The following is a 25,735-nucleotide window of genomic DNA, read 5'->3' as shown; positions in this document are numbered from 1 at the left end:
TCATGCTGGCAGGCTCAGTCGGGAAATTGTCCTGCTTTCGACGATTGGCTCGAATCTGTTCAAGATTTCCGGCTCTTCATGCGCCGGTGACACAGGGCGGTTTTTTTACTGACTTTCTCAAACGCCTTGATCACTTCCAGCAACATCACAACTGTATGACTATCAATGTAGTCCAGTCCATCCGTAACAAGAATATTTTTCATTTTTGTTTATAGACTGGCGATTTGGCCTGGTCATCTGTCTGAAGAAATAGTGCTGCTATAGAGTATACTGGCGCATTTTTATTTCCCCATAGAATGCAGGGTCAGATTGCACTTGATTGAGTCAGGTTTGGATTGGGTGTCAAGGTATAGTTTTTAACGGGGACAATTCTGAGTATCTATTTTGGAAGTAACTGGTATGAGTGACCGCGAGATCGACCAACAACTGGTTGAAAGGGTGCAGCGGGGTGATAAGCATGCTTTTGACCTTTTAGTGATTAAATATCAGCGTAGATTGGCGCGATTACTGTCGCAATTCATACGCGATCAGGCCGAGGTAGAAGATATCGCGCAGGAAACATTTATCAAAGCTTATCGCGCACTTCCCTCTTTTCGTGGTGATAGTGCTTTTTATACTTGGTTATACAGAATCGGAATCAATACAGCAAAAAATTTTCTGGTATCACAAGGGCGTAAGGCACCAACCACAATCAACAATTTTGACAATGAGGATGCAGAGAATTTTGAGGGAGCGGACGCGCTGCGTGAAATGAATACGCCTGAGAGTGAACTAATGGGTAAACAAGTTGCTCTTACCGTAAATCAGTCACTAGATGCCTTGCCAGAGGAATTGCGTACCGCGATTATTCTCAGAGAAATAGAAGGGCTGGGTTATGAAGAAATTGCTAATATTATGGGCTGTCCAATAGGTACGGTGCGTTCCAGGATATTCAGGGCACGCGAGGCTGTAGCTGAAAAATTACGCCCTCTGTTGGGTACGGACAAAAATAAAAGATGGTAGAAAGAGGTGTCATTGTGAATAATAAACTTTCAGATTTGGTTGACGGTGAGCTTGGTGATGATGAAGCAGGTGAATTTATCAAATTGATCGGGAAAGATGACGAGATGCTTGCCCGGTGGGCGGATTACCATATAATTGGTGAAGCATTGCGTCAGCCAGCTTTCATTTCTAATTTTGATATTTCTGGGAAGGTTCGTCAGCAATTGACTAGTGAACCAACGTTGATAGCACCTCGGCATAATAAGATTTATCCAACAAACAGATCGAAATTACTCGGCTTTTCAGCTGCAGCCTCGATTGCTATCCTTGCAATTGGCTGGATGGTTTCTGTATCTATTGATACCCGCCCTGTTCAACAGGAAATGCTGGTTGTTGACAAGACGGAGAGGCGATCGACAGATGCGGATAATCATTCGGTGACCTTCCTGCCGCCGCCAGGTTATCCACACCTTCCGACATCAATCGATTTTAATCGTGCAGATTTTCCTTTTGTTTACAAAGGATTTTCTCATGGTGGTGTGATTAATCGCCCTTATAATAATCATGCTAATCAAATTAATATGCCGCAAATACCGCAAACATCAGTGAAATCTGTCCCTTCGGGCGATTGATGAACTGATGAGTTATGTAGTGCGTAAACCACTACAGTCTTTCCTGTATTTCAAGTTTTGGATATAACATATCCAAAATATATCAAGACAAAATATTTTGGGTCAACTGACAGTTGCAGATATGAAATTTTTGCGTAAATTTAGTTTGTTACCTTCTGCTCATTATGGAAAGGCATTTTGTAAAAAACAAATGACACAATTACACCGAATTGGTTGGAGGTTCTATTGCTCGAGCATGGTGATGCTGCTGTTATCACTACCGTTACTGGCAAAAGAGGTGTCGGTGCTGCCAGACTTTACCCGGCTAGTCGAATCACAAGGGCAGGCCGTTGTCAATATCAGCACGATACAGACGCAGCAGACAGGTGCAGAACAATTCTTCCCCAAAATCCCCAATTTACCGGAAGATTCGCCATTTCATGATTTTTTCCGGCGTTATATGCAGCCTTACTCAGGCCCCCGAAAACATGAATCTCGTTCGCTGGGATCGGGTTTTATTGTTAGTGGAGATGGTTATATACTTACTAATGCGCATGTTGTTGAATCTGCAAGCCAAATAACTGTAAAACTCGCTGATAAGCGTGAATTTAAAGCTACGGTAATTGGCGCGGATAAGAAGTCTGATGTTGCGTTGATTAAGATAGAAGCCAGTAATCTTCCCATCGTTAAACAAGGTGATCCTGATAAACTCAAAGTTGGAGAATGGGTGGTTGCTATTGGAGCGCCATTCGGTTTTGAAAGTAGTGTGACCGCAGGAATTGTCAGCGCAAAAGGACGCTCGCTTGCTCAGGAAAATTATGTGCCATTTATTCAGACAGATGTCGCAATTAATCCGGGTAATTCTGGTGGTCCGTTGTTCAATATGCAGGGTGAGGTGGTTGGAATTAATTCCCAGATATATAGCCGTACCGGGGGATTCATGGGCTTATCGTTCGCTATTCCAATTGATGTTGCGACCAATATAGCCAAGCAACTCAGAGAGTATGGGAAGGTTTCCCGTGGAAAAATTGGAGTGATGATCCAGGAAATAACGGAGGAGCTCGCGGAGTCGTTTAATCTTGATAAGCCTCGAGGAGCATTGGTGGTTTCAACAGAAAAAGATGGACCTGCTGATAAAGCGGGTATCAGGGCAAGAGATGTTATCCTGAAATTTGATGATCAGGAAGTGGTTGCATCCAGCGATTTACCACGCTTGGTTGGTAATACCAAACCAGGTTCTAAAACTAGTATACAGGTGTGGCGTAACGGATCAACCAAAAACCTGACAATCAAGGTTGGTGAAATGCCAGGAGAAGATACTGTTGTTATTCAGCGGGGACAAAATAAGCCCAGTGAGAATGCAAATCGACTCGGACTTTTTCTTAAGGAATTAACAGATGCACAGAAAAAGCAATTAGGTATCGAAAATGGGTTGCTGGTTGAAGACGTAGTGGCAGGCATGGCTGGAAGTGCGGGTATCCTGAGCGGCGATGTAATACTCGGTATTAATGATCAGGATATTAAATCTGTTGAGCAATTTAATAAATTACTGGATAAAACTGAGCAGGGTCGCCATATTGCTCTGCTGGTGCGTCGTGGGGATAAAACGACCTTTATTTCAATTCTAGTAGATAAATAATTATTTTTTGTATGCATGATCAGATAAAGAAACTGGTTGTTTATGCGAGGCAGGAATGTCATCTTTGTGAGGCAATGATCATTGCCCTGCAATCACTGCAAAAGAACAGCCAGTTTCAACTGGAAATTATTGACATTGATCTTGATCCGAGTCTTGCTGAATTATATAATGAACGTGTACCAGTCCTGTTTGCGCCAGAAGAAAATAAAGAACTATGTCACTACCATCTTGATCTTTCCTTGGTAAGTCATCACCTTTCCAGAAATTAGGAGAGCGGCAACTTATACGTTTGCTTGCGGTGTGGTTTTTGGCTGTGGGAATATCAGTTTGCCAATTAACTACCCTGACAATTGTATCTGTCCTGATCTGATCACTAGCCATCATAACTCGCTCATCATGATGATGCCGGGAGAGATGGTTTCTTAAAGCCCACTTAAGCAAATGTGTTGATAATGCTCATTTGACTAATGGCCATTTGGCCAGACTCATGCCGGATATTTGTGCTGCTTGGATCTTTACTGCCTGATGATGGATACGGGTGGGCAGGTGTCTGCTGTGAGTTTTGCCCGCCCTGGCGAGGAGTGTCTGCTCCAACGGAGGCGCCAGCTAAGGTAATGCCGCTTTCCGCCATGATTTCGCGTAATCTTGGTAAATTTGCTTCAATAGTTTCGCGTACCAGCAGATTCTGCGATGTAAACTGCGCGGTTAGTTGCTGTATTCCCTGTTCTGTCGTAATTTTCAATAGAACCTCGATGGGTCCGAGATGTGCGGGATGAAGTTTCAATTCTGCTGTCTGCAGTTGTTGTGTAGCCATCCACTTGATTTTATGTCCAAATTCATCTGGCCAGGCTGGGTTGCTTAATGTGGTGGACATGGATACGCTGGTCTCTGTTGCTAGAGAGGGATTCATTGATGAATTTGATAGTGGTGAGACCTTGCCATTATCAGTTAGCATTGCTGCGTTATCCACAACCATACTAATGTAAGGCAGAGGCTCTATCAGTTTTGATGCTGGGGTAGATATACCGGTATCTGTATTCGACAATGAGGTGCCGGCGAGCGCTGATTGACTCAGTTTTAATGATGTGGAATAAACCGGATTGGTTGCCCAATTCGGTGGCAGCGTTTTTGTACTAGATGGATTGCTAATAAAAAAGTCGGATTGCTCTGTTATGGGTGCTTTCGTTTTCAGCTGAGTGGCAAAGTTGTTGATACCAGGCTGAGTGGTAGATAACCTTCCTGATGCTAGAGGTATTACCGGATTGATAATCACGTTTTCTGACAGAATGATAGCAGAGTTAGCGCTTATGACTACTGATGCTTCATCCGTAGTAATCGATTCTGTGGTGACATCATTTTGTTCTGCTGCAGCCGCTCCTTGCTCAGCATCTTTCAGCACATTTTTAAAAACTTGATCTTGATCCTGATGTTGCTCGGAAACAGGCGGAGTAGGCGTAGTTGGGCTGACCGTGTTCCTGACATTGCCGGAGGACGGTTGTGGAGTTGGTGGCAAAGATAAATTTAGCATAATATTTTTTAGAAAAAGGATAGACACGATTTTTCAGTAATTTTCATGCCATCAATCATGAAGATGATTTACGTCGGTTGGTGTTATGGGTTGTGTGTTCATCCTGCTGTTTTTGTTCGTGTTTCATCGAAGAAACTGCCTGTTTATGCTCATGTTTTTGTGTCAATGTATCAAAGGTTTTTAATTTCTGGCGATGCTGCTGAAATTCACTGCTACCTGCTGCGGTATTTTTATGGGTGTGTGCGACCAGTTTCTGCTGCTCCGCAATTGCGACATCCAGTTTACTGATAAAAGCCATGAAATTACGTAACTGAATCGGGTTGACAGCGTTTGTGGAATACTCCGCAAGCTGCTGCTGATAGCTTTTCCGATAATCCAGCAGCATTTTTAGCGTCTTTTCAGACTCCCGTTGTTTGTGATTCAACTTGCCTAATTTGATGGCACTATCATCCGTCTGTTTGCGAGCGTGATCGGTTAATAGCTTCAGAGTACGGGGAGTGGCCATTTTATTTTTCTAGTGGATACGTGACGAATAAATTTATAACGCTATTTGCATAAATTGGTTGATGCTGTCAGCAGAGTGCGCTGCCTCAAACATGCCCTGCTGCAGAAAGGATTCCATATCAGGGTGAAGTTTGATTGCCTGGTCTAGTTGCAGGTCACTTCCCGGAACATAGGCGCCAACATTGATCAGATCCCGGTTCTGACGATACCGCGCATATAGCCCCTTGAAGCGTTGCGCACGTTCAAGCTGCTGAGAAGTAACGATACTCGGCATCACACGGCTGATCGAGGCTTCGATATCGATAGCCGGGTAATGGCCGGCTTCCGCCAGCTGACGGGACAGCACAATATGGCCGTCAAGAATGGCACGGGCATTATCGGCAATCGGATCATTGGGATCGTCATTCTCAGTCAAGATGGTGTAGAAAGCGGTGATTGAACCGCTGCCTAAGCGACCATTGCCAGCTCGCTCAACGAGCTGTGGCAGACGCGCAAAAACCGAAGGTGGATAACCCTTGGTAGCGGGCGGTTCACCAATTGCCAGAGAAATTTCACGTTGCGCCATGGCAAAACGGGTTAATGAGTCCATGATCAATAGCACATGCTTGCCTTCATTACGGAAGTATTCTGCAACAGCAGTGGCATAAGCGGCACCCTGAAGACGCATCAACGGCGAAGTATCTGCGGGCGCGGCAATGACTACTGAGCGCTGTAGTCCTGCCTTACCGAGGATGTTTTCAATGAATTCCTTGACTTCTCGACCACGCTCGCCAATTAGTGCAACCACGATGACATCAGCACTGGTGTAGCGTGCCATCATGCCAAGTAATACACTTTTACCGACACCACTACCAGCGAACAGTCCCATACGTTGACCGCGACCTACACTTAAGAGTGTATTGATTGCACGTACCCCGACATCGAGTGTTTCCTCAATGGGCGCGCGTTCCAGAGGGTTAAATGGACGGCTGTATAGTGGTACGCTGTGTTCGCAATTGGGTATACCACCGCGATCCAGCGGTTCACCGACTCCATTGAGCACGCGACCAAGCAACGCTTGTCCAACTTGAATATGCTTGGTACGATCTGCCGCGCGTCTTCTCGGGTGCTGTGCGACACCAACATGTGGCATATTTCCCAGGTATTCCAAAGGAACAACTTTGGCGCCAGGAGCGAGTCCGTAAACATCGCTGGAGGGCATCAGGAACAGTCTTTCTCCGGAGAAACCGACGACTTCGGCAGTAACATTATTGCCGTTAGGTAGCAAGACCAGGCAACTGGTTCCGACTGCGAGCTTTAACCCAACTGCTTCCATTACCAGGCCGGCAACACGGGTCAATGTGCCGCTAACCAGATAAGGATTGACTGGTGTGACCAGTTGCTGGCAATTCCGGATAAAATCTTGCCAGAGCGGGGTGTGTGCACAGATATTGGTAGGGATCATATCAACCAGGCTTGTTCTTGCCCCAGACTCGCCAGCGTGCGTTGCCAGCGAGTGGGCAGAGTGGCGTCCACTTCACAACCGCCACTTTCCACCTGACAGCCACCGGGTTCGATCTGGCCGTCTTCTGTAATCTCCCATTTCAAATGGGCTGACTGACTGACGAAATGTTCTCGAACCAATACTGCATCCTGTGGGTGAAGCTTTAGGCGTAAGGGTTGGGTAGTGATTGGCAACTGGCGGAGTGCAGTCTCAATGACGGACAGCACTAACTCGGGTTTAGCCTGAATAGTCTGACCTACCATCTTTCTGGCAAGATCCATGACAAGTATCAGTATATCCTGTGCGATGGTCTGGTCTATTTTGACCAGCTCCTGCTCAAAGGTGCTAATCAATAAATGCAGACGTTGCCGTTCGGTTACACTTTCCTGCGCTGCCTGCTCTTTACCTGCCAGATAGCCTGCCTGCGTGCCTTCATCCCGCGCCTGCTGGTAGATGATTTCTATTTGCTCCGCTGTAGGTAAAATGACGGCTCCCTGCCGAGATGACGTATTTGAGTTTTGCGTGGTTTTTGCAGGCTTGGGAGTCGACGGCTCTACCACTTCATTTTTCTGCATAGATCTGAAAGCATCGAGTGCGCCAAATTCCCATTTTTTCCAGTCAGTCAGATCTTTTTTCGCAATTACTTGAGCAGCATCCATCGCAGTGTCCTTGGTTGAATTGTTGCAATATCAGCAAGACAAAATTTTTGATAAAAATTTGACCGGCTAAAAGGTGGTTTTGGAGATGACTATAAAATAGTTTATAAAAACCCTTCTCCCCCTCCACCCAGCACGATACGACCATCATCGGCAAGCTGGCGCAAAGTCTTGAGGATTTTCTTCTGTTCGGCTTCCACTTCCGAGACGCGCACCGGTCCCTTGGATTCCAGATCTTCGCGCAGCGTCTCAGCTGCACGCTGAGACATGTTTTTAAAGACTTTGGTGCGCAATTCTTCCTTAGCACCCTTGAGAGCGGTAATGAGCGAGTCCGATTGTATTTCCCGCAGCAGCAGCTGAATACCTTGATCATCAACCTTCATCAGATCATCAAATACAAACATCTCATCCATGATCTTCTGGGCGATCTCCTCATCATATTGGGAGAAATTTTCCATGATGCCGGCTTCCAGTGCCGTTGGCATGAAATTCATGATTTCGGCAGTCGTTCGGATGCCGCCCATGCGTGGTTTCTTGATATGGTCGCTGCCAGATAGCAGTTTGCCGAGTACTCCATTTAATTCCCGCAGTGCAGCCGGCTGCACGCTGTCAAGCGTGGCGATACGCAGAAGAACATCATTGCGCAGCCGTTCGGTAAACAGTGCGAGAATCGCACTGGACTGATCACGTTCCAGATGTACCAGGACTGTAGCAATGATCTGAGGGTGCTCATTCTTGATCAGCTCAGCTGCTGCTGAGGCATCCATCCATTTAAGGCTTTCGATGCCGCTGGTGTCATCACCCTGATTGAGCCGGTCGAGAAGAGAGGTAGCCTTGTCCTCCCCCAGTGCCTTGGTGAGTACTTTACGCAGGTAGTCACTGGCATTTTGCCCAAGCGAAGTTTTATCTTTTGCCTGACTGCAGAATTCCTCCAGTACCAGCTCTATTTTGTCGCGCTTGACATCATTCAGACCCGCAATCGCTTCACTGAGTTTCTGTACTTCCTTGGGCGCAAGATAGCGAAAAACCTGGGCCGCTTCTTCCTCACCTAGCGACATCAACAAAATCGCGCTATTTAAAATGCCTTCATCGTTCATTGCCGGCTACCCATCCTTTGACAACATTGGCCACAATGGCCGGTTCTTTAACAGCCATGAGTCTTGCCTGCTGCAGATTTTCCTCCAATGTGATTGCCCTGACGGCGGGAGTGGGCTGCCCACTTTCTAATTCTGCATGCGTTAGCGCGCGTGCCGGTGGCGGAGGAGGCAGCAGTGTTTTGAGGAATGGACGCAGTATTTTTTGTAGAAAATACAGCACAATCGCCGCAATCAGAAGTTGTTTGCCGATGTCCTGGGCAAGCTGAATCGTATCCGGTGCTTTCCAGAAGGGTATTTCCTCGAAGGTTTCCTCTGGAAGATTGAACTGGCTATTGGTTACGGTCAGCGTATCACCGCGTGCCTCATTAAAACCGATGGTTTGTTTGACTAAATCAGTGATCTTCTCGATTTCTTCGGCTGGCAGCGCGGTGCTGACTGGATTACCCTCCTCATCCAGCTGGCTGCGGTAATTGATCACGACGGCGGCAGATAGTCGGTTGATCCGGCCGGTCGACTGACGGGTGTGTGAGATGGTTTTATCCACTTCATAGTTAGTAGTTGATTCCTTGCGACTATCGGTGGGAGTGTTTTTTTCACCCTGAGCGGCTTCAGCCGTCTTGGGGTCGACTGTAATCGGTGCCTGGGCGGGAGCAGGGGGGCGATTGGATAATGCTCCGGGAATACCGCCTTCCGGTTGTGCGATGGAAAGTGATTCCGATTTCTGTTCGCTGCGGATTGCTGCAGCCTCGATTATATTGTTGTTGGGTTTATAGGTTTCTTCCGCGCGTTCCACTCGGGAAAAATCCAAATCAGCGGTAACTTGGGCATGCACGTTTGCCGACCCGGTAAGGGGTGTCAGTATGGCCTCGATACGACGTGCATAATTCTGCTCCAGCTCTTGCACGTATTTGAGCTGGCTCGGATTCAGCCCGGTTTCTTCGGCATCATTTTTTTGTGCGCTGAGCAAGTTGCCATGTTGATCAACGACGGTCACATTCTTGACCGGCAGATTGGGAATGCTGCTTGAAACCAGATGCACAATGGCGCTGACCTGTTCAACAGCAAGCACCCTGCCAGGATGGAGATTGAGCAATACGGATACACTGGTTTGCTGGCGCTCTCTGGCAAACACGGTTGGCTTGGTAATGGCTAGATGCACGCGTGCCCCTTCCACTGCAGACAGAGACTGAATCGAGCGTGATAACTCTCCCTCGAGCGCGCGTTGGTAATTAACTTGTTCCAGAAATTGACTGGAGCCAAATTTCTGATTTTCCAGAATCTCAAATCCAGCCAATCCTCCTTTGGGCAGCCCCTGGCTGGCAAGACGTAAACGTACCTCATGCACCTGTCCATCAGGAATGAGAATAGCACCACCACCATCCGTGAATTTGTAGGGGATGTTCATTTGCTGTAGTGCACCAATGATTGCGCCGCCATCCTGATCAGAAACATTGGCATAGAGTATGCGGTAGTCCGGTGTCTGACTCCACATCCAGGCACCCGCAATCAATGCAATGCTGGCGGCCGCAGCCAGCATCAGTCCCAGTTTTTTCTGTACGGGTAATTGCTTGATTTGATCGAATCGGTTAGCCGATTCTGTTTCATTTGGAATGGTTGCCACAAATCTCTCTCCTGCTGTGTTGTTGCTTTGGTATACGAGGTCGAAAAGCCAGTTCACCTCAACCAGCTAAAAACTGAATGTAGAGTTTGGCTGATTGCTCGGATAGCAGGATTATCAGGATTTCGATATTTTTTGAATGATGAAAAAGACCGTATTTGATCGTGCTATTTGCTTAATGATTGGCCCTATAAGCAATGCTAAGCTGCGCAGCAATGAAAAAAGGAAAAGCAGTTTCGATACGCACTATGGATAACGTCGGTCTGTCCGTTGATCAGCAACAACTGAAAACTGCCTTTGCGCAATTCAGTCATGCTTCAGCGCAGCTTTCTGGTGTTTATCAGGCGTTACAGCAGCAGGTTCATCGGCTCACACAGGAGCTGGCGCTCGCCAATGGTGAACTGCAGCGTGAACTGATAGCCAAGGAAGCCTTATCGCAAAAATTAGGCCAGTTATTAACTGCCCTGCCTGCCGGGGTAGTCACGCTGGATAAGGAAAACTATATTGGCCAGGTTAATCCTGCAGCGCAGCGGTTACTGGGTGAACCCCTGCTTGGCTGCCACTGGCAGCAAATTGAGCAGGAAAGGTTGTATCCGGCAGGTGTGGCTGGTGAGTGGTATTTTGCGGCTGAAACTACCCGCGTACAAAGAGTGTATATCGAAAGTAGCACTTCGGAGGTTGATCAGACACGCATCCTGCTTATCCATGATATCAGCGAGGCCCATGCCATGCGCGAGCAGAGTCGTCGTAATCAGCGACTGGCTGCAATGGGAGAAGTGGCTGCAGGTCTGGCGCATCAGCTGCGCACGCCATTATCCACTGCATTGCTGTATGCGGAACACCTGACCGATGAAACGCTGGGCATTCAGGCACGTCAGCGTTTTGCCGTTAAGACGCAGGAGCGGCTGCAACATCTGGAACAGCTGATCTGCAATATGTTGCAGTTCGTCAAGGGAGGAAGTATTCCGGCGCATGAGGTCAGGCTATCCACCCTGATGAGTGAGTTGCAATGGATGATAGCGCCGCAGCTGCAGCGAGCGGACGTGTGGTTGACTGTGAGCGATAACAGTAATGACGCTTGTCTCAATGTCAATGAGGATTCGCTGTGCAGCGTCCTGATCAGCCTGCTGGAAAATGCTCTGCAGGTGTCTGTTGCGGGTAGCCAAATTTCGCTTGCCTGTGAAGTGAGTGAAGATACGGTCATGCTGATGGTGGCGGATGAAGGACCTGGAATCGAACCGGTAGTGGTGGAGCGGTTGTTCGATCCCTTTTTTACGACTCGCCCTGAGGGAACGGGACTCGGTCTGGCAATTGCGCATGACGTGGTGAGATCGATGCACGGAGAAATCCGGGTAGAGTCGGCGCCAGGTGCGGGTAGCCGTTTTACGGTGTGTTTACCCAGAAAGATTTGAAAAGTTGATGCTAAAAATATTGGGGTGGCAGGTATGCAGAATTTACCAGTTTTGATAGTTGAAGATGATCCTGATCTTTGCGAGGCGCTCAGCGCAACGCTGCATCTGGCGGATGTCGCGAATTTGACCGCTGCGAATGGTGAACAGGCGCTGCGGCAGCTGAGAGCGCAGTCCATTGGGTTGGTCATCAGCGATGTGCAAATGCGTCCTATGGATGGCCATGCGCTGCTGCAGGCTATCAAACGTGAATTCCCAGCCATGCCGGTGGTATTGATGACGGCTTTTGGTGAAATTGGTAAGGCAGTGGCAGCAATGCGTGCCGGTGCCTGTGATTATCTGACGAAACCTTTCGATTCGGCTAGTTTACTGGCGCATGTCAGGCATTATCTGCTGCCTGCCATGAGCGATGAAACATCCAGTCTGGTGGCGCGGGATCCCAAGACGCTTACTCTACTTTCGCTGGCAAAAAAAGTGGCGGGATCGACTGCAACCGTGATGTTGACCGGTGAGAGCGGTTGTGGCAAGGAAGTGTTTGCTCGTTATATTCATCAGCATTCACCGCGTAACCAGGCACCTTTTGTGGCGATCAACTGCGCGGCTATTCCTGAAAATCTGCTGGAAGCTATCCTTTTCGGTCACGAAAAAGGAGCATTTACCGGTGCGACCCAATCACAGGCCGGTAAATTTGAACAAGCCAATGGCGGCACCTTGCTGCTCGACGAGATTTCAGAAATGCCACTGGGTCTGCAGGCAAAACTGCTGCGGGTGTTACAGGAGCGAGAAGTGGAGCGAGTTGGTGGGAACAAGCTGATCAAGCTCGATTTTCGTCTAATCGCTACTTCCAACCGCAATATGTCAGCATGCGTGCGCGAAGGGGCGTTTCGCGAGGATCTTTATTACCGGCTAAATGTGTTTCCACTGGAGATCCCGCCACTCAGAATGCGGCCACAGGATATCGTGCCGCTTACCCGGCATGTTCTGGCCAAGGCTGCCCAGGATACGCAGTCACCTTATATTTTGAGGCAGTCTGCGATTGATGCCCTGGAAAGCTATACCTGGCCGGGTAACGTGCGCGAGCTGGAAAATGTGATACAGCGTGCCATGATCATGGCATCGGAGTCAATTGAGGCAAGCCATCTCAATTTGCCGGTCAACATTGCTCAGGAGCGGCCATCGACTATCGATACCAGACCAATTGCCGATTTGCATGATATCAAATTGCTAGAGCGCGAACATATTCTGCAAACGCTCGCGGCCGTTAATGGGTCACGCAAGCTGGCGGTGCAGAAGCTCGGTATTTCCGAGCGCACCTTACGTTACAAGTTACAGCAATATCGTCTTTCCGGATGTTAACAGGAGTCAAGTGATGGAAATTTCTTCAGGAATCAATCAAATGCTGGCGCAACTCAAAGCCGCTTCTGAGCTGGCAGCAGGAAACACCCAGCCTGGTGCGGTAACCGCTGCGCCACAGGCAGACTTTGGACAACTACTCAAATCCGCTGTTGATCAGGTCAATGACGTCCAGCAAACCGCTGCGCAGTTAAGCCAGGGATTCGTTCGTGGTGATTCGGATGCTCAGTTGCATGAGGTGATGATTTCACTACAGAAAGCGAATATTTCGTTTCAATCCATGATACAGGTACGCAATCGTTTGGTGACGGCATATCAGGAAATCATGAATATGCAAGTGTAAACAATCTTAAGAAGAGGTAATGATGTCCAATTTGCATCTGATTTCTGATCACTCCAACGAGACACTTCAATCAGAAGACAACCTGGAAGAGAATTTTGGTGTGATGTCGCCAATTGAAATCCAGTTTATCTTGAAGGCTGTTCAGCAGGAAAAATCATTGTTATCGCTTTTTCCGGAACGCAGTAGCCAGTTTGTATTGTCTTCCATTCTGGCGGTTGATTCTGATAGAAATGTTCTGATTCTCGACTTGGGTAATGATGACACACTGAATGCGCTCCTGCTCAAGGCTGGAACAGTCGTCTGCGTGACTACGCAGAACCGAATCAAAATTGAGTTTCGCTGTGAAAAACTGCAACCAGTAAATTTTGATGGTCGCCCAGCATTCATTACCAGTATTCCACGTTCGCTGTTACGATTTCAGCGCCGCAATTTTTATCGCATCATGACTCCGGTCAGCAATCCGGCGACTTGCGTAATTCCAATGCTGAAGGACGGTAAACAGCAAAGTGATGCGGTTTTCAATCTGTTTGATGTCAGCTGTGGTGGTATGGCGCTGATCGATCAGCACTACGCGCTCGATCTGGAGCCAGGCAAGGTCTTCTCGGGTTGTCAGATCAACTTGCCAGAGATTGACAAAATCCTGGTAACGGTGGCGATAAGAAATTCTTACGCGATGACGCTAAAAAATGGGTTGACCTGCCAGCGGGCTGGTTGCGAATTCATCGGCCTATCAGAAGATGGTCGTGTGCTGATCCAGCGCTACATTATCCGTCTGGAACAACAGGAACGGCAATTCCGGCGTGATGGTTGATAGGGTCACTGACTTCTTGAATGACGGCGATACCTTGTTTTTCTGCGCCTGCTTTCAGGTAAATCAATTGAAGCTGTGATTAGCGACATTATGTGTGCACAGGTTGTCGAGTTTGATTACATATTCGTAAGCGCTGAAATTTGATCATTAATAACCTATTAATTGTATTAATAAAAATATGGTGGCACGAATATTGCTTTTATATAAGTGGCGATTAGAAGGTCGCTCTTAAACGATAATCACAGGGAGTCAAAATAATGCTAGGCAATACAAAGATGTTTCTTGGTGGGCTGTTATTAAGTGTTCTGTTGATTTCAACGAATGTACATGCAATCTTTTTAATCGATGATTTCACGGATTATCAAATTGTTAGTGATTCTGGAACAGCACCGGGTACCGGCAGCGCTCCCCTTGCACTCTCCGCTACTGCCAGCAGTCTGGTGGATATTCAGAGAACTCTGTTTTCGGATGCCACTGGTGGTGGATTTGGTGATCAGACCATTCTGATCGGTGAACCCGGTGGCCCGGGCACTGGCGGTATGTTGGCCGTCTCCAATAATACTTTTTCAGCGGGTACAGCTACGATTACCTGGAATGGTTTCACAACCAGTGATTTCACGGTGTTCTCCAATGCCATTTTGCTGGAAGTCATTGCGATCGATCTGAACGTTAACGTGGAAATGATCGTCAATGGTGATACGTTAACACCGTCCACTTCTGGACTGCACACATTTTCTGGTCCAGGCAATTTTTTTGTCAACTTCGCTACTTTTAGCGACCCACTTGCTTTCCAGGCAGTCAGTCAATTTCAACTGAAATTTACCGGCCCAACCGCCTGGGATGGGCAGTTCCGTTTACTGGCGGCAGACACCAGTCAGGAAATACCCGAACCTGCCATGCTATTTCTGATTGGGCTGGGTTTGCTGGGGTTGCGTGCTGTTAGAAAGTGTTAGTCTGAAAATGAATATGTGCTGGCTGGGGATATTTATTTAGTTTCTATTTTCCAGCCGGTAGAGCCATGCCAACAGCTCAGCGACGGCAATATACAGCTCGGGTGGAATGCGATCATCGAGATCCACCTGCATTAACATAGTAACCAGCTCTGGTGATTCATGTACATAAATGCCGTGCTCCTGCGCGCGTCGGATAATTTCCTCGGCAACCAGTCCTTTTCCTTTTGCCACCACTTTGGGCGCAGTCATGCCGCTGTGATAGCTGAGCGCGACCGCATTTTGCATGGATGTGGGTTGTACCGGCTGATCAGGTTGTTTGACCATCTCTTCTGGATCAATCTGCTTGGGTGGGGGCATGAGGTTCGATCTCAAGTACCTGTACCGTCAGACCAGCATCGGATAGAGCGGCAATCAATGCCGTTTGCTCTTGTTTCATAAGATGGAGGGTTTCTTCCGTGTTGGCATTCAGTTTAATACGCACTCCATGCGCGTCGATTATCAGGTTTGCATTGATCTCGGATAGCTTGGGTAGCTGCAGGCGTAGATCAGTTTGCCAACGGGCCGGTTCGGTTGAATTATTATTTTCTGCTGGCTGCTCATGAATTATCCATTCCATGGTCTGATCTGGCCAGATATCACCCCTCCAATGTATTTGGCCAGTTTCCAGCGCCTGAAATTGCTGCTGCACAATAGGCAGGATTTTCTCGACATTCGGCGAAAGTGCATCCATATCCATGATGGCCGCATGAGTCGGCAATGCGCTTTGTGGCATTTGTTTGATCGAATCCATGGGTTTACGCCCATTCGCCCACTGCGCCAGGTGTGATTCATAAAATAGACCACTTTGTACAATGGCCTGTTGCAGGATTTCCGGCAGGACATGACCCATAGTTGGCGGTGCAGGCAATAACGGAGCCGTCTGGCTGAGTGCGAGCGGCGTTGCGGGAGATGTCGCTGGCTTAAGCAGACGTGCCAGAAACTGGCCGATTGGGCTGAGAGTTGCTGTTTGGCCACTTGTGGGCACATTGCTGGTGAGCAGAAACTGCAAGCGGGGCGACTGCGCAACCAGTGTTAAGTCAATTTGGTTGCCCACTTTGGCGGCTATCGACGGCAGACGTATATCGAGTAACTGGCCGGAAACACTGACCAGGGATGAACCATTTGGTAAACGGGCTTCAACTCGTGCGAGATATTTTTGTCCCAGAATAAATGAAGGCGTATCTGACTGGGTTGCATCCGGCGTCGATTGAACCGGGTTGACTGGCTGGACAGGAGAAAGAGCCTTGCCTGGTGAAGCGGATAAAATTTGTGCCGGATAAACCGGATGGGTGATCATAGGTAGCATCCTGATATCAGACAGATGAATCAGGATTTTACGCTAGATTGTGAACAATCAGCAGTGACTGCTAGGCAGAATTCAGAATTTCCTCGCCATTTTTTGACATTTTTTAGAAAAAACAGCTGATTTGATGATGAGGAGGGGGGGGGCAGGCAGATACGAAGAAGGGGTAGCTGAAATTAAAAAACCGATACCTGTAACAGTACCGGTTTTTTTGAAACTAAAGAATCAGACTACTTGAGTGACAGAATCCATTCAGCCAGAGCCTTCGCTTCTTCATCGCTGACATTGACATTTGGTGGCATAGGGATGTTTCCCCAAACACCGCTGCTGCCGTTCTTGATTTTGCCAGCCAGTTGATCAGCAGCGCCGTCCACTCCGGCATATTTGACAGCAATATCCTTGAGCGCAGGGCCAACCACTTTTACTTCAGTCTGATGGCAGGCAGTACAGTTATTTTTCCCAGCCAGCTCAGCACTTGCCTGAGCAATACCCGTAAACAACAAAGCAGCAGCAACGAATGTACCTAACCAAACTGTTTTCATAAATATTTTCCTTGTGTTAAAGATTAAGGGGCCTTGATTTTACTCCTAAGTTCGTGGCTTTGCAGTGTTACTTGCAATCAGCCAGGGCGTGCTTAGAATTAAAATGCAGCTTTTGTGAGGATATTTAGAAGGTCAGAAAATAATAACCATCTGATCACAAGCGCATATCTAAATATTGAGTAGAATAGTCGTTGACCTGAGTAAACAGGCTATGGTCTAATCTTGTCGTTTAAAGGCAACAAAGGCGGTTAACTCAGCGGTAGAGTGTCACCTTCACACGGTGGAAGTCATTGGTTCGATTCCAATACCGCCTACCATATTTTTTATATAAAAAATATGGTGGAAAAACTCCTCAGAAAATTATTGACCTATTAGATCAGTTTTGTCCCTACCAACCTGTAACGGTTTTTTAGCTAATAGACAAGCAGGATGTTTAAAACCATGATGTTTGATCGACGATGGCTTGGTCTGAGTTTAGGTTCGTTTGCTTTGTATGGTGTTTGGGTTGCGTGGATGATGCTGTTTGTCGTTGCGCCAGCACGTGCTGACCTTGCCGATACAATAGAGCGAATCAAGCCGGCGATAGTCGGCATTGGCACCTATCAGAAAACACGTTCCCCACCCTTGAATTTTCTGGGGACAGGTTTTGTGGTGGATGATGGTCTGCACATAATCACGAATGCACACGTGGTGCCTGAATTGTCATCTGATATACAGAAAGAATCACTGGTTATCATGACGGGTAGCGGCGACAGGCCTGAATTGAGAACTGCAAAAGTAGTTGCGCTGGAAAAGGAATACGATATTGCTTTGTTGCAGATTGAAGGAACGTCTCTGCCGACGGTGAAGCTTGGAGATTCGAGTGTGATCCGTGAAGGTCAGATGCTGGCATTTACTGGGTTTCCAATTGGAATGGTTCTGGGCTTCTACCCGGTGACGCATCGAGCCAGTGTTGCCTCAATCACGCCCATCATTCTGCCCGCATTTAACGCCAAGCAGCTGGATGCAAATAAAATCCGCCAATTACAGCGATCCGCCTACAAGGTCTTTCAGCTTGATGGCACCGCCTATCCCGGCAACAGTGGGAGTCCTTTATATGACCAGGAAACGGGCGTAGTGTACGGCGTGATCAATATGGTTTTTGTAAAGGATAAAAAAGAGTCCGTATTGAGTAATCCCAGTGGAATCAGCTATGCCATACCGGGCATCCACATCAAGGACCTACTCCAGAGACATAAACGCAATTAATTGTTGTGTCAAAATACCTGCTATATTGAACTTTTGCCAGTATTTGTCGCTAGGACATCTTTATCTGGTTGTTTAGTTGTTCCTTGATGGGGTATGTGTTTTGATCCGAATTTCCAATCATTATATTTCCAGAATATCGTTATTGCTTGCCGGTATCGAGGCGGCTCTGCTGTTGTTGGCTTTTTTTGCTGGTGCTGGTATTCGTTTTATGCAATGGGAAGGATCGGCTTCGGAGCTGGTGTTGAACCAATTGCCTGGTGCGGTATTGTTTATGGTGGTGGTCATGGCCTGCATGGCGGCGCTAGGAATGTATCAGCCGAACGCCAAGCAGGATGCTGAAAGTATCTTGCTCAAGCTACTGCCATCATTGGCAATGGGTTTTGCCGTTATGACATTTATATTCTATCTGTTTCCAGATATTTATCTGGGGCGTGGCTTGCTGGCGATAGTCATGTTGCTGGTATTGTTATTGATCCTGCTGGAGCGAATACTCGTTTTCCGGTGGTCTGGTCTGGATCATTTGCGCTCTAAAGCGCTGGTGCTGGGGGTGGGGGGCTCCGCAAAAGAGTTGTTTGATCTGGTGGAGGAAAATACCGCGTTACAAAATATCAAGATCGTGGGCTTTGTCCCGTTCACTGATGAAGAACGCAGTGTTCCAGCTGCGACAATTATTCCTAAAACTTCGACGTTATTATCGTTGGCTGATCGGTACATGGTACGTGAGATCATTGTGGCGACTCAGGAGCGGCGAGGAGGTACTTTTCCTATTCAGGAGCTGTTGGAATGCAAAATCTGTGGTATCAAGGTGACGGATATTACTGGTTTCTTTGAGCGGGAATGTAATCACTTGCGTATGGATTCTCTTTATCCAAGCTGGCTGGTTTTTGGTAGTGGTTTTAATCAGGGTACGTTTCGAACCATCGTCAAACGAACATTTGATCTGACGGTAAGTCTGCTACTACTGATAGTGACCCTCCCAGTCATGCTGCTGACTGCACTATTGATTTTGATTGAAGATGGTTTTCCAGTATTTTACTGCCAGGAACGTGTCGGGAAAGGTGGTGAAACTTATAGTGTCATAAAATTTCGCAGCATGTTCAATAATGCTGAGAAAGAAGGAAAACCGCGTTGGGCGACAACCGACGATCCACGTGTCACCAGGGTGGGTGGATTGATTCGCAAACTGAGAATTGATGAGCTGCCACAAATTTTCAACGTACTCAAAGGGGAAATGAGCTTTGTTGGTCCCCGGCCAGAACGTCCGTATTTTGTTGACTTACTCACAGCTCAAGTTCCTTACTACAACATGCGGCATAGCATCAAACCGGGCATTACCGGCTGGGCTCAGGTTCGCTATCCCTATGGTGCTTCAGTGGAAGATGCTATCGAGAAGCTGCAGTACGATTTGTATTATGTTAAAAATCACAGCCTGTTTCTTGATCTGATTATTTTGATTGACACCGTCGGTGTCGTGGTTTTAAGTAAGGGCAGCCGGTGAAACAGCTGGATCAGGGTTGCTGGTTTATTTGCAGATTCAGGTAAGCCGGTGGTGATGCTGGCAGAGTTGAGTTTTATCGGTTACGTATCTTCTGCGGTCACCTTTCTGTTTTTATCCATTTTGTTGTTGACCAGTTGGAGAGGACGTCTATATGGCTTGTTGCTCGCCATTGCCTCTTTGACAGCTGCAATCTGGGCAGGAGTCATAGCGGGGCTGGCTTATTGGCAGGACAATAGCCCTTTGCTGGTTGGGGTGTTGGAGATTCTGCGATACGGTACGCTGACCGCTTTTCTGCTCGTTGTTTTAAATCCTTTTCAAGCACGCGAAACCGAAGGCAGTTTGCCGCATATCAGACCCGCCGTGGTTGCTCTAGGTTTGTTCTATACCGCTAGTCTGATATACGTTATATTTTTTGGCCAGACCAGTCTTGATGATTCTTTCCAGAATGGCGTTCCGGGCACCAGTTTTCTGGTTGGCGTGATGATGGCCATCATCGGCATGATTCTGGTTGAACAGTATTACCGCAATACGCCACAGGAACAGCGCTGGGGGATCAAATTCATTTGTCTGGGGCTCGGCACAATTTTTGTCTATGATTTTTATTTATACAGTGATGCATTACTGTTTAAAAAAATTAATACAGATATTTGGGCGGCACGTGGTTGGGTTAACACTCTGGTTGTACCGTTAATTGCTGTTTCCGCCGCACGTAATCCGAAATGGGCGGTGGGCATTGCTGTTTCCAGAAAAATTATATTTTATTCCTCGGCTCTGTTTGGGGCTGCGATTTATCTGCTGCTCATGTCTGCCGCAGGCTATTACATACGGTACTCAGGCGGGAGTTGGGGAACGGTTTTTCAACTGATTTTCCTGTTTGGTGCAGCTGTTCTACTAGTTATTCTCCTGTTTTCCGGAGCCGCACGTGCCTGGTTGAAAATATTTATCAGTAAGCATTTTTTTAGTTATAGCTATGATTATCGTGAAGAGTGGCTTCGTTTTACTCATACTCTCTCCGAACAGGAGACGGAGCTGAGAGTAAGAATAATCAGGTCGCTCGCGCAGCTTGTCGAAAGCCCCGCTGGTGGGCTATGGTATCTGTCTGGGCAAGGTTTATATCAACCCATTGCGCGCTGGAATATTCCCGATATCAAGTATGAAGCAGTTGATGCAGATGCTCCTTTTTGTCTGTTCCTGAAGCAGCATTCCTGGGTGGTCGATCTGTATCAGCATGATTCCGAGTCGCAACAATATGCAGCGATGGTATTGCCTGACTGGCTCCCCGTTATTCCCAGGGCGCGATGGGTTGTTCCCTTATTGCTGCATACGGATTTGATCGGTTTTGTCGTGCTGACCGAACCAAGAAGCAAGATAAACTTCAACTGGGAGGTGAGAGATCTTCTCAAAGTCGCGGCTAGTCAGGCCGCTAGCTATCTCGCCCAGTATGAGGCAGTGCAGGCATTATCCATGGCTCGACAATTTGAGTCATTCAATCGCATGTCAACCTTTATCGTACATGACATTAAGAATCTGATTGCACAGTTATCACTTTTAGTGACAAATGCGGAGAAACATAAGGATAACCCGGAGTTTCAGCAAGATATGCTGGAAACGTTGTCATTGTCGGTAAACAAGATGAAGCGTTTACTCGAGAAGCTCAGTAATGCCGGCAAGGAAGAAAATGTGAAATTGTTGCTGGTTGAGGAAATATTGCAGCAAATTATTGAAAGCAAGCTATTCCACGATCCGACGCCCACACTGGAAATCCTGGGCAGGAATTTACTGGTTAAAGCTGATCAGTCACGGTTGGAGCGTGTGCTAAGTCATCTGGTGCAGAATGCCATCGAAGCTACCTCACGGGATGGCGAGGTTCAGCTAAACCTTCTCCAGGAGGGCGACTGGGTGGTGATTGAAATCAGGGATACCGGGCACGGCATGTCCGAGCAGTTCATCGGGGAGAAACTGTTCAAACCCTTTGAATCGACCAAGACTGCCGGAATGGGTGTGGGCGTTTTCGAAAGCCGTGAATATATCACCGAGTTAGGAGGCAAAATACTGGTCTCCAGTGAGGTGAAGCAAGGTACGGTTTTTACAGTTAAGTTACCGCGAGCCAATGTGTAGTGCCCTGATGCGGGGAAGCGACGCGATTATTCACCCTTTCTGTTTCGAATTTCGGAAAACTCAATTAAGCCTGCTCAATCTGGTAATGGGCTACCAGGCGGAATTCGCTACCTGGCTGAATGTTAATAGAGTCGGTCGCGGCATTGGTTGTTTCAACGCAGATAAAACGCTGGTAATCATCGTCCTGTAAGTCAGCCATTTCCGCCGAGATTTTTGCCCACGGATTCCAAACAACAGCTGTCCGGTTACCCTTGGATGTGATATGAATCCGGCGTTTCAATGCCGCATCCTGAACGACAAGCTCATTGTCGACATTCAGGTAGATTCGGTCAACTTCTGAGTTGATAGTAACGTCATCAAGCTGATTGATTTGCTGATTATCGTTTACCTTGTCAATATACTGCGTATTTTCCAGCCCCGATACCTTTACCTGACGAATATCGCCTGCGTTAAAATAGGTATGGAAAGCCTGTGTGATGGCAAACGCCTGTGAGTCCGTGTTACGCGTTACCAGAGCCAGATTGAGCGATTTACCAACCGTGATTTCCAGTCGCAGCACAAATGAGCGAGGCCAGATGGCTTGGGTTTCTGGTGTGTCAGACAGCCCCAGTACCACGCGAATATGTCCCTCTGCTGTCCCAGCTGTTTCCACGACTTCCCACAGTCGGTTACGTACAAATCCGTGTGCGGGACGATTGAGCCCTTCAGGATCCGGCCCGAACCACGGCCAGCATATTGGTACTCCTCCCTTGATTGCCTTGCCTGATTGATAATAGGCTAATTTACTCAGAAAAAGCAGGTCACTACCTGTAGATTTTGGCTGAAATGCCAGCACCTGTCCGCCATAAATTGAAATCAGCGCCGTAGCGTTGTCATTTTTGACGCGAATAAAAGGTAATCCACCTTCGCCAGTTTCAAATATTACCCGGTCAGCCATTCCATACTGGCTATTCAACTGTTCGACGTTCATCATTTTCCTTTCAGAGGCATTACAAAAAAATTGTTACCCGGTTATCCTGCAGCAAGCATTTGGATGCAATAGCGCGCAATGATAAACTCAATCTCGCACGGTATAAATAGGTACTACACAAAAAATTTCAGTTCAAGGAATAATCATGCCCCACAATCTGTTTGATTCGCTCAAAAAACTTACTCTCTCCGACAATACTACGCTGCAGTATTACGCCTTGCCTGCGCTCGATAAAGCGGGTCTTGGGAATATCTCGCGTCTGCCGGTCTCGATTCGTATCGTGCTGGAATCTGTACTGCGTAATTATGATGATAAGAAAATAAAACAGGCGCATGTTGAACAGCTCGCTGCCTGGCAGCCACACGCACCACGCACGTATGAAATCCCATTTGTAGTGGCGCGCATTGTATTGCAGGATTTTACTGGCGTACCACTTTTGGTTGATCTTGCTGCGATGCGCAGTGCGGCGAAACGATTGGGCAAAAATCCGGAAGCCATCGAGCCGATGGTACCAGTTGATCTGGTAGTCGACCACTCCGTACAGGTCGACCACTATGGCGACAAAGATGCCTTGCGGCAAAACATGGAGATTGAATTCAGGCGCAATCATGAACGCTATCAGTTCATCAAATGGGGTATGCAGGCGTTTGATACCTTCCGTGTCGTGCCACCTGGTATCGGTATTGTCCATCAGGTCAATCTCGAATACCTCGCACGCGGCATCCATCAAAAAAATGGACTGATTTACCCGGATACGCTGGTTGGTACGGATTCCCACACCACCATGATCAACAGTATTGGCGTGGTCGGCTGGGGTGTAGGCGGTATCGAGGCTGAGGTGGGTATGCTCAATCAACCCGTATATTTTTTGACCCCGGATGTGGTGGGTGTGCATCTCACCGGTCGCCTGCAGGAAGGGGTAACCGCAACGGATCTGGTGTTGACCATTACGCAAATGTTGCGCCAGGCGGATGTCGTTGGTAAGTTTGTCGAGTTTTTTGGTGAAGGCGCTGCTGCACTCAGTTTGCCAGATCGCGCTACCATCGCAAATATGGCGCCTGAATACGGTGCCACTATGGGGTTTTTTCCGGTAGATGACATTACGTTGCGATACTTTAGGCAAACCGGTCGTACCGAAGCAGAGATCGATGCATTTGAACGCTATTTCAAGGCCCAGCAATTGTTTGGCATGCCTGTTGCAGGACAAATTGATTATAGTCAGGAGCTGGCGCTCGATTTGAACTCAATTGTGCCTTCATTGGCTGGACCGAAACGCCCGCAGGATCGTATTGCACTCAAGGATCTCAAATCCGTATTTGGCGAGCTTTTCGTCAAGCCGATCTCGGAAAACGGTTATGGCAAGACGGAGGCATTACTGCAACAGAGTTATTTGACGCGTAACGGTAAGTCATTGGCGGACGAGCTCTGTCTTACCCCGGACGGCAATCAGAGTGAATACAATCTTCCCTGCGGTAGCGCGCGCAATGTGGTCGAAATGGTTGGTGAACATCCTACCGGAAATCAGGATGAAGCCGATCACGCCAGTGTACAAGGCAAAATCGAACTGCATCACGGCGACGTTCTGATTGCAGCAATCACTTCCTGCACCAATACTTCTAATCCTGCTGTGCTGATTGCTGCTGGCTTACTTGCGAAAAAAGCGGTGGAGAAGGGCCTCTCTGTCAGACGGCATATCAAGACTTCGCTCGCACCAGGATCGCGAGTGGTTACCGAATATCTGACCGCTGCCGGGCTGATGCCTTATCTGGAACAGCTCGGCTTCAGCCTTGCCGGTTATGGCTGCACCACCTGTATTGGCAACTCTGGGCCATTGCTGGAAACCATCGAGGAAACCGTCGTTAAAGAGGACTTGATCTGTACTGCAGTGCTTTCCGGGAACCGTAATTTCGAGGCGCGTATTCACGCCAATATTCGTGCTAATTTTCTCGCTTCTCCACCGCTGGTGGTCGCATATGCGATTGCTGGCACCGTTTTGAAAGATCTGACCCGTGAATCATTGGGAATCGGAAAAGAGGGCCAACCCGTCTGGTTGCGTGATATCTGGCCAACCAGCGAAGAGATTGCAGGGATGATGCAATATGCCACCCGTGCCGAAACTTTCCGCCGTCTGTACAGCAATTTCACTGGAGATCTGCCGTTGTGGAACGAAATTACTGCTGCATCCGGTAAGCTTTACGACTGGCCGGAATCGACATATATTGCCGAGCCGCCATTTCTTGAGAATCTCTTACTGACCATCGATCCAGCCAAACAGCCTGATGCAATCCGGGGAGCGCGAGCGCTTGCCATCTTCGGTGATTCAGTTACTACCGACCATATCAGTCCAGCTGGCGCGATCAAGGAGAATTCCCCAGCGGGACACTATCTGCTGGAACATGGCGTGAAACGCGAAGACTTCAATAGTTATGGAGCGCGACGGGGTAATCATCACATTATGATGCGCGGCACCTTTGCCAATGTGCGTATCAGAAACTTAATGGTGCCAGGCAGTGAGGGTGGCGTGACGATCTATCAGGGCGATGGCGTAGATAATGGCAAGCAAATGAGCATCTTCGATGCCGCGATGCAGTATCTTGCACACGATATTCCTACCTTCGTTTTTGCTGGTAAGGAATATGGAACCGGATCCAGTCGTGATTGGGCAGCCAAGGGCACCCAGCTATTGGGAGTGCGCGCCGTCATTGCCCAGAGTTATGAGCGCATTCACCGCAGTAACCTTGTCGGTATGGGCGTACTGCCGCTCCAGTTTATGGAAGGGGACAGTGCACAAACACTTGGCCTCACTGGCAGAGAGTCGTTTGACCTGCTCGGCCTTGACAATCTTCAGCCACAAAAAAACATCATGCTGGTCATTTACAAATCTGACGGGTCGTACCGGGAAGTCTCATTACGCTGTCGTATCGATACTGATATCGAAGTCGATTACTATCACCACGGCGGCATTCTGCGGTATGTGTTGCGAAATCTATAAATGGAATGCCGGCGAAAATATCAATGGCCAGCCTATAGG

The 25,735-nt window shown here is 47.9% G+C and carries 24 protein-coding genes and 1 tRNA gene; 14 read left to right on the top strand and 11 right to left on the bottom strand.

The annotated features are described in order from the left end of the window. Positions 1–59 precede the first annotated feature (59 nt). Positions 60–203 carry a hypothetical protein gene (locus IPG31_07055; protein ID MBK6618118.1) on the bottom strand — a complete coding sequence of 48 codons (144 nt, stop codon included), beginning with the start codon at positions 201–203 and terminating at the stop codon, positions 60–62. A 196-nt stretch (positions 204–399) separates the two neighbouring features. Between IPG31_07055 and rpoE the strand changes: the two genes are divergently transcribed. The 4 genes from rpoE to IPG31_07035 all read left to right on the top strand — a co-directional run bounded on the left by rpoE (position 400) and on the right by IPG31_07035 (position 3,500). After that, positions 400–1,002, top strand: coding sequence for an RNA polymerase sigma factor RpoE (gene rpoE / locus IPG31_07050; GenBank protein ID MBK6618117.1), 603 nt, complete (start codon positions 400–402; stop codon positions 1,000–1,002). Between the two features lie 14 nt (positions 1,003–1,016). Further along, on the top strand, positions 1,017–1,613 hold the full coding sequence (locus IPG31_07045; GenBank protein ID MBK6618116.1) for a sigma-E factor negative regulatory protein: 597 nt from the start codon (positions 1,017–1,019) through the stop codon (positions 1,611–1,613). Positions 1,614–1,848: 235 nt separating this feature from the next. After that, positions 1,849–3,231 (top strand): DegQ family serine endoprotease, encoded by a 1,383-nt coding sequence (locus IPG31_07040; protein MBK6618115.1) that lies wholly within the window; start codon positions 1,849–1,851, stop codon positions 3,229–3,231. 11 nt (positions 3,232–3,242) lie between these two features. After that, on the top strand, positions 3,243–3,500 hold the full coding sequence (locus IPG31_07035; GenBank protein MBK6618114.1) for a glutaredoxin family protein: 258 nt from the start codon (positions 3,243–3,245) through the stop codon (positions 3,498–3,500). A gap of 164 nt (positions 3,501–3,664) precedes the next feature. Here the strand turns inward: IPG31_07035 and IPG31_07030 are convergent, their stop codons facing one another. From IPG31_07030 to fliF, 6 genes are all read right to left on the bottom strand, one after another. Beyond that, positions 3,665–4,786: a flagellar hook-length control protein FliK gene (locus tag IPG31_07030; GenBank protein ID MBK6618113.1), complete on the bottom strand. Its 1,122-nt coding sequence runs from the start codon at positions 4,784–4,786 to the stop codon at positions 3,665–3,667. Between the two features lie 28 nt (positions 4,787–4,814). Then, the gene (gene fliJ / locus IPG31_07025; protein MBK6618112.1) at positions 4,815–5,264 is read right to left on the bottom strand and encodes a flagellar export protein FliJ; all 450 of its coding nucleotides are present in this window, start codon (positions 5,262–5,264) and stop codon (positions 4,815–4,817) included. A gap of 33 nt (positions 5,265–5,297) precedes the next feature. Then, positions 5,298–6,707 (bottom strand): flagellar protein export ATPase FliI, encoded by a 1,410-nt coding sequence (fliI, locus tag IPG31_07020; GenBank protein MBK6618111.1) that lies wholly within the window; start codon positions 6,705–6,707, stop codon positions 5,298–5,300. Next, positions 6,704–7,405 (bottom strand): flagellar assembly protein FliH, encoded by a 702-nt coding sequence (locus IPG31_07015; protein ID MBK6618110.1) that lies wholly within the window; start codon positions 7,403–7,405, stop codon positions 6,704–6,706. Before IPG31_07015 ends, fliI begins: the two co-directional genes overlap by 4 nt. A 101-nt stretch (positions 7,406–7,506) precedes the next feature. Next, a complete protein-coding gene (gene fliG / locus IPG31_07010) occupies positions 7,507–8,499 on the bottom strand; it encodes a flagellar motor switch protein FliG (GenBank protein MBK6618109.1) in 993 nt (330 codons plus the stop codon). Next, positions 8,489–10,120, bottom strand: coding sequence for a flagellar M-ring protein FliF (gene fliF, locus IPG31_07005; GenBank protein MBK6618108.1), 1,632 nt, complete (start codon positions 10,118–10,120; stop codon positions 8,489–8,491). Before fliF ends, fliG begins: the two co-directional genes overlap by 11 nt. 245 nt (positions 10,121–10,365) lie before the next feature. Between fliF and IPG31_07000 the strand changes: the two genes are divergently transcribed. The 5 genes from IPG31_07000 to IPG31_06980 all read left to right on the top strand — a co-directional run bounded on the left by IPG31_07000 (position 10,366) and on the right by IPG31_06980 (position 14,986). Next, positions 10,366–11,529, top strand: coding sequence for a PAS domain-containing sensor histidine kinase (locus IPG31_07000; protein MBK6618107.1), 1,164 nt, complete (start codon positions 10,366–10,368; stop codon positions 11,527–11,529). A 33-nt stretch (positions 11,530–11,562) separates the two neighbouring features. After that, a complete protein-coding gene (locus IPG31_06995) occupies positions 11,563–12,882 on the top strand; it encodes a sigma-54-dependent Fis family transcriptional regulator (protein MBK6618106.1) in 1,320 nt (439 codons plus the stop codon). 13 nt (positions 12,883–12,895) lie between these two features. Beyond that, entirely contained in the window at positions 12,896–13,222 is a 327-nt protein-coding gene (fliE, locus tag IPG31_06990; GenBank protein MBK6618105.1) for a flagellar hook-basal body complex protein FliE, read from the top strand. A 19-nt stretch (positions 13,223–13,241) separates the two neighbouring features. Next, positions 13,242–14,033 carry a flagellar brake protein gene (locus IPG31_06985; GenBank protein ID MBK6618104.1) on the top strand — a complete coding sequence of 264 codons (792 nt, stop codon included), beginning with the start codon at positions 13,242–13,244 and terminating at the stop codon, positions 14,031–14,033. A 257-nt stretch (positions 14,034–14,290) separates the two neighbouring features. Further along, on the top strand, positions 14,291–14,986 hold the full coding sequence (locus IPG31_06980) for a PEP-CTERM sorting domain-containing protein (protein MBK6618103.1): 696 nt from the start codon (positions 14,291–14,293) through the stop codon (positions 14,984–14,986). Between the two features lie 36 nt (positions 14,987–15,022). Here the strand turns inward: IPG31_06980 and IPG31_06975 are convergent, their stop codons facing one another. From IPG31_06975 to IPG31_06965, 3 genes are all read right to left on the bottom strand, one after another. Beyond that, entirely contained in the window at positions 15,023–15,310 is a 288-nt protein-coding gene (locus IPG31_06975; GenBank protein ID MBK6618102.1) for an EscU/YscU/HrcU family type III secretion system export apparatus switch protein, read from the bottom strand. A 10-nt stretch (positions 15,311–15,320) separates the two neighbouring features. After that, positions 15,321–16,322: a flagellar hook-length control protein FliK gene (locus IPG31_06970; GenBank protein MBK6618101.1), complete on the bottom strand. Its 1,002-nt coding sequence runs from the start codon at positions 16,320–16,322 to the stop codon at positions 15,321–15,323. A gap of 236 nt (positions 16,323–16,558) precedes the next feature. After that, positions 16,559–16,870 (bottom strand): c-type cytochrome, encoded by a 312-nt coding sequence (locus IPG31_06965; protein ID MBK6618100.1) that lies wholly within the window; start codon positions 16,868–16,870, stop codon positions 16,559–16,561. Positions 16,871–17,112: 242 nt separating this feature from the next. Between IPG31_06965 and IPG31_06960 the strand changes: the two genes are divergently transcribed. The 4 genes from IPG31_06960 (at position 17,113) to prsK (ending at position 21,734) form a co-directional block, all read left to right on the top strand. Then, positions 17,113–17,187: transfer RNA gene (locus tag IPG31_06960), tRNA-Val, on the top strand. 196 nt (positions 17,188–17,383) lie between these two features. Next, positions 17,384–18,118 carry a trypsin-like peptidase domain-containing protein gene (locus IPG31_06955; protein ID MBK6618099.1) on the top strand — a complete coding sequence of 245 codons (735 nt, stop codon included), beginning with the start codon at positions 17,384–17,386 and terminating at the stop codon, positions 18,116–18,118. Between the two features lie 100 nt (positions 18,119–18,218). Then, complete coding sequence (locus tag IPG31_06950) at positions 18,219–19,616, top strand: TIGR03013 family PEP-CTERM/XrtA system glycosyltransferase (protein MBK6618098.1); 1,398 nt, start codon at positions 18,219–18,221, stop codon at positions 19,614–19,616. A 66-nt stretch (positions 19,617–19,682) separates the two neighbouring features. Continuing rightward, positions 19,683–21,734 (top strand): PEP-CTERM system histidine kinase PrsK, encoded by a 2,052-nt coding sequence (gene prsK / locus IPG31_06945; GenBank protein ID MBK6618097.1) that lies wholly within the window; start codon positions 19,683–19,685, stop codon positions 21,732–21,734. A gap of 64 nt (positions 21,735–21,798) precedes the next feature. Here prsK and IPG31_06940 read toward each other — a convergent pair whose 3' ends face one another. Beyond that, positions 21,799–22,704 (bottom strand): D-hexose-6-phosphate mutarotase, encoded by a 906-nt coding sequence (locus IPG31_06940; protein ID MBK6618096.1) that lies wholly within the window; start codon positions 22,702–22,704, stop codon positions 21,799–21,801. 145 nt (positions 22,705–22,849) lie between these two features. Here IPG31_06940 and IPG31_06935 point away from each other — a divergent pair, with 145 nt between their 5' ends. Continuing rightward, positions 22,850–25,696 (top strand): aconitate hydratase, encoded by a 2,847-nt coding sequence (locus IPG31_06935; GenBank protein ID MBK6618095.1) that lies wholly within the window; start codon positions 22,850–22,852, stop codon positions 25,694–25,696. Positions 25,697–25,735 lie beyond the last annotated feature (39 nt).

This window comes from Nitrosomonas sp. (genome assembly GCA_016703745.1).
In the GTDB taxonomy this organism is placed as follows: Bacteria; Pseudomonadota; Gammaproteobacteria; order Burkholderiales; family Nitrosomonadaceae; genus Nitrosomonas.
The sequence above is the reverse complement of the archived record's forward strand: the minus strand, read 5'-3'. Positions and strand labels throughout refer to the sequence as shown.

Excerpts from the sequence above, each read along its gene's own strand:
- IPG31_07055 (MBK6618118.1), bottom strand. The coding sequence starts at position 203 with ATGAAAAATATTCTTGTTACGGATGGACTGGACTACATTGATAGTCAT.
- rpoE (MBK6618117.1), top strand. The coding sequence starts at position 400 with ATGAGTGACCGCGAGATCGACCAACAACTGGTTGAAAGGGTGCAGCGG.
- IPG31_07040 (MBK6618115.1), top strand. The coding sequence starts at position 1,849 with ATGGTGATGCTGCTGTTATCACTACCGTTACTGGCAAAAGAGGTGTCG.
- IPG31_07035 (MBK6618114.1), top strand. The coding sequence starts at position 3,243 with ATGCATGATCAGATAAAGAAACTGGTTGTTTATGCGAGGCAGGAATGT.
- fliJ (MBK6618112.1), bottom strand. The coding sequence starts at position 5,264 with ATGGCCACTCCCCGTACTCTGAAGCTATTAACCGATCACGCTCGCAAA.
- fliI (MBK6618111.1), bottom strand. The coding sequence starts at position 6,707 with ATGATCCCTACCAATATCTGTGCACACACCCCGCTCTGGCAAGATTTT.
- IPG31_07015 (MBK6618110.1), bottom strand. The coding sequence starts at position 7,405 with ATGGATGCTGCTCAAGTAATTGCGAAAAAAGATCTGACTGACTGGAAA.
- fliG (MBK6618109.1), bottom strand. The coding sequence starts at position 8,499 with ATGAACGATGAAGGCATTTTAAATAGCGCGATTTTGTTGATGTCGCTA.
- IPG31_07000 (MBK6618107.1), top strand. The coding sequence starts at position 10,366 with ATGGATAACGTCGGTCTGTCCGTTGATCAGCAACAACTGAAAACTGCC.
- IPG31_06995 (MBK6618106.1), top strand. The coding sequence starts at position 11,563 with ATGCAGAATTTACCAGTTTTGATAGTTGAAGATGATCCTGATCTTTGC.
- fliE (MBK6618105.1), top strand. The coding sequence starts at position 12,896 with ATGGAAATTTCTTCAGGAATCAATCAAATGCTGGCGCAACTCAAAGCC.
- IPG31_06985 (MBK6618104.1), top strand. The coding sequence starts at position 13,242 with ATGATGTCCAATTTGCATCTGATTTCTGATCACTCCAACGAGACACTT.
- IPG31_06980 (MBK6618103.1), top strand. The coding sequence starts at position 14,291 with ATGCTAGGCAATACAAAGATGTTTCTTGGTGGGCTGTTATTAAGTGTT.
- IPG31_06975 (MBK6618102.1), bottom strand. The coding sequence starts at position 15,310 with ATGGTCAAACAACCTGATCAGCCGGTACAACCCACATCCATGCAAAAT.
- IPG31_06970 (MBK6618101.1), bottom strand. The coding sequence starts at position 16,322 with ATGATCACCCATCCGGTTTATCCGGCACAAATTTTATCCGCTTCACCA.
- IPG31_06965 (MBK6618100.1), bottom strand. The coding sequence starts at position 16,870 with ATGAAAACAGTTTGGTTAGGTACATTCGTTGCTGCTGCTTTGTTGTTT.
- IPG31_06955 (MBK6618099.1), top strand. The coding sequence starts at position 17,384 with ATGATGCTGTTTGTCGTTGCGCCAGCACGTGCTGACCTTGCCGATACA.
- IPG31_06940 (MBK6618096.1), bottom strand. The coding sequence starts at position 22,704 with ATGAACGTCGAACAGTTGAATAGCCAGTATGGAATGGCTGACCGGGTA.
- IPG31_06935 (MBK6618095.1), top strand. The coding sequence starts at position 22,850 with ATGCCCCACAATCTGTTTGATTCGCTCAAAAAACTTACTCTCTCCGAC.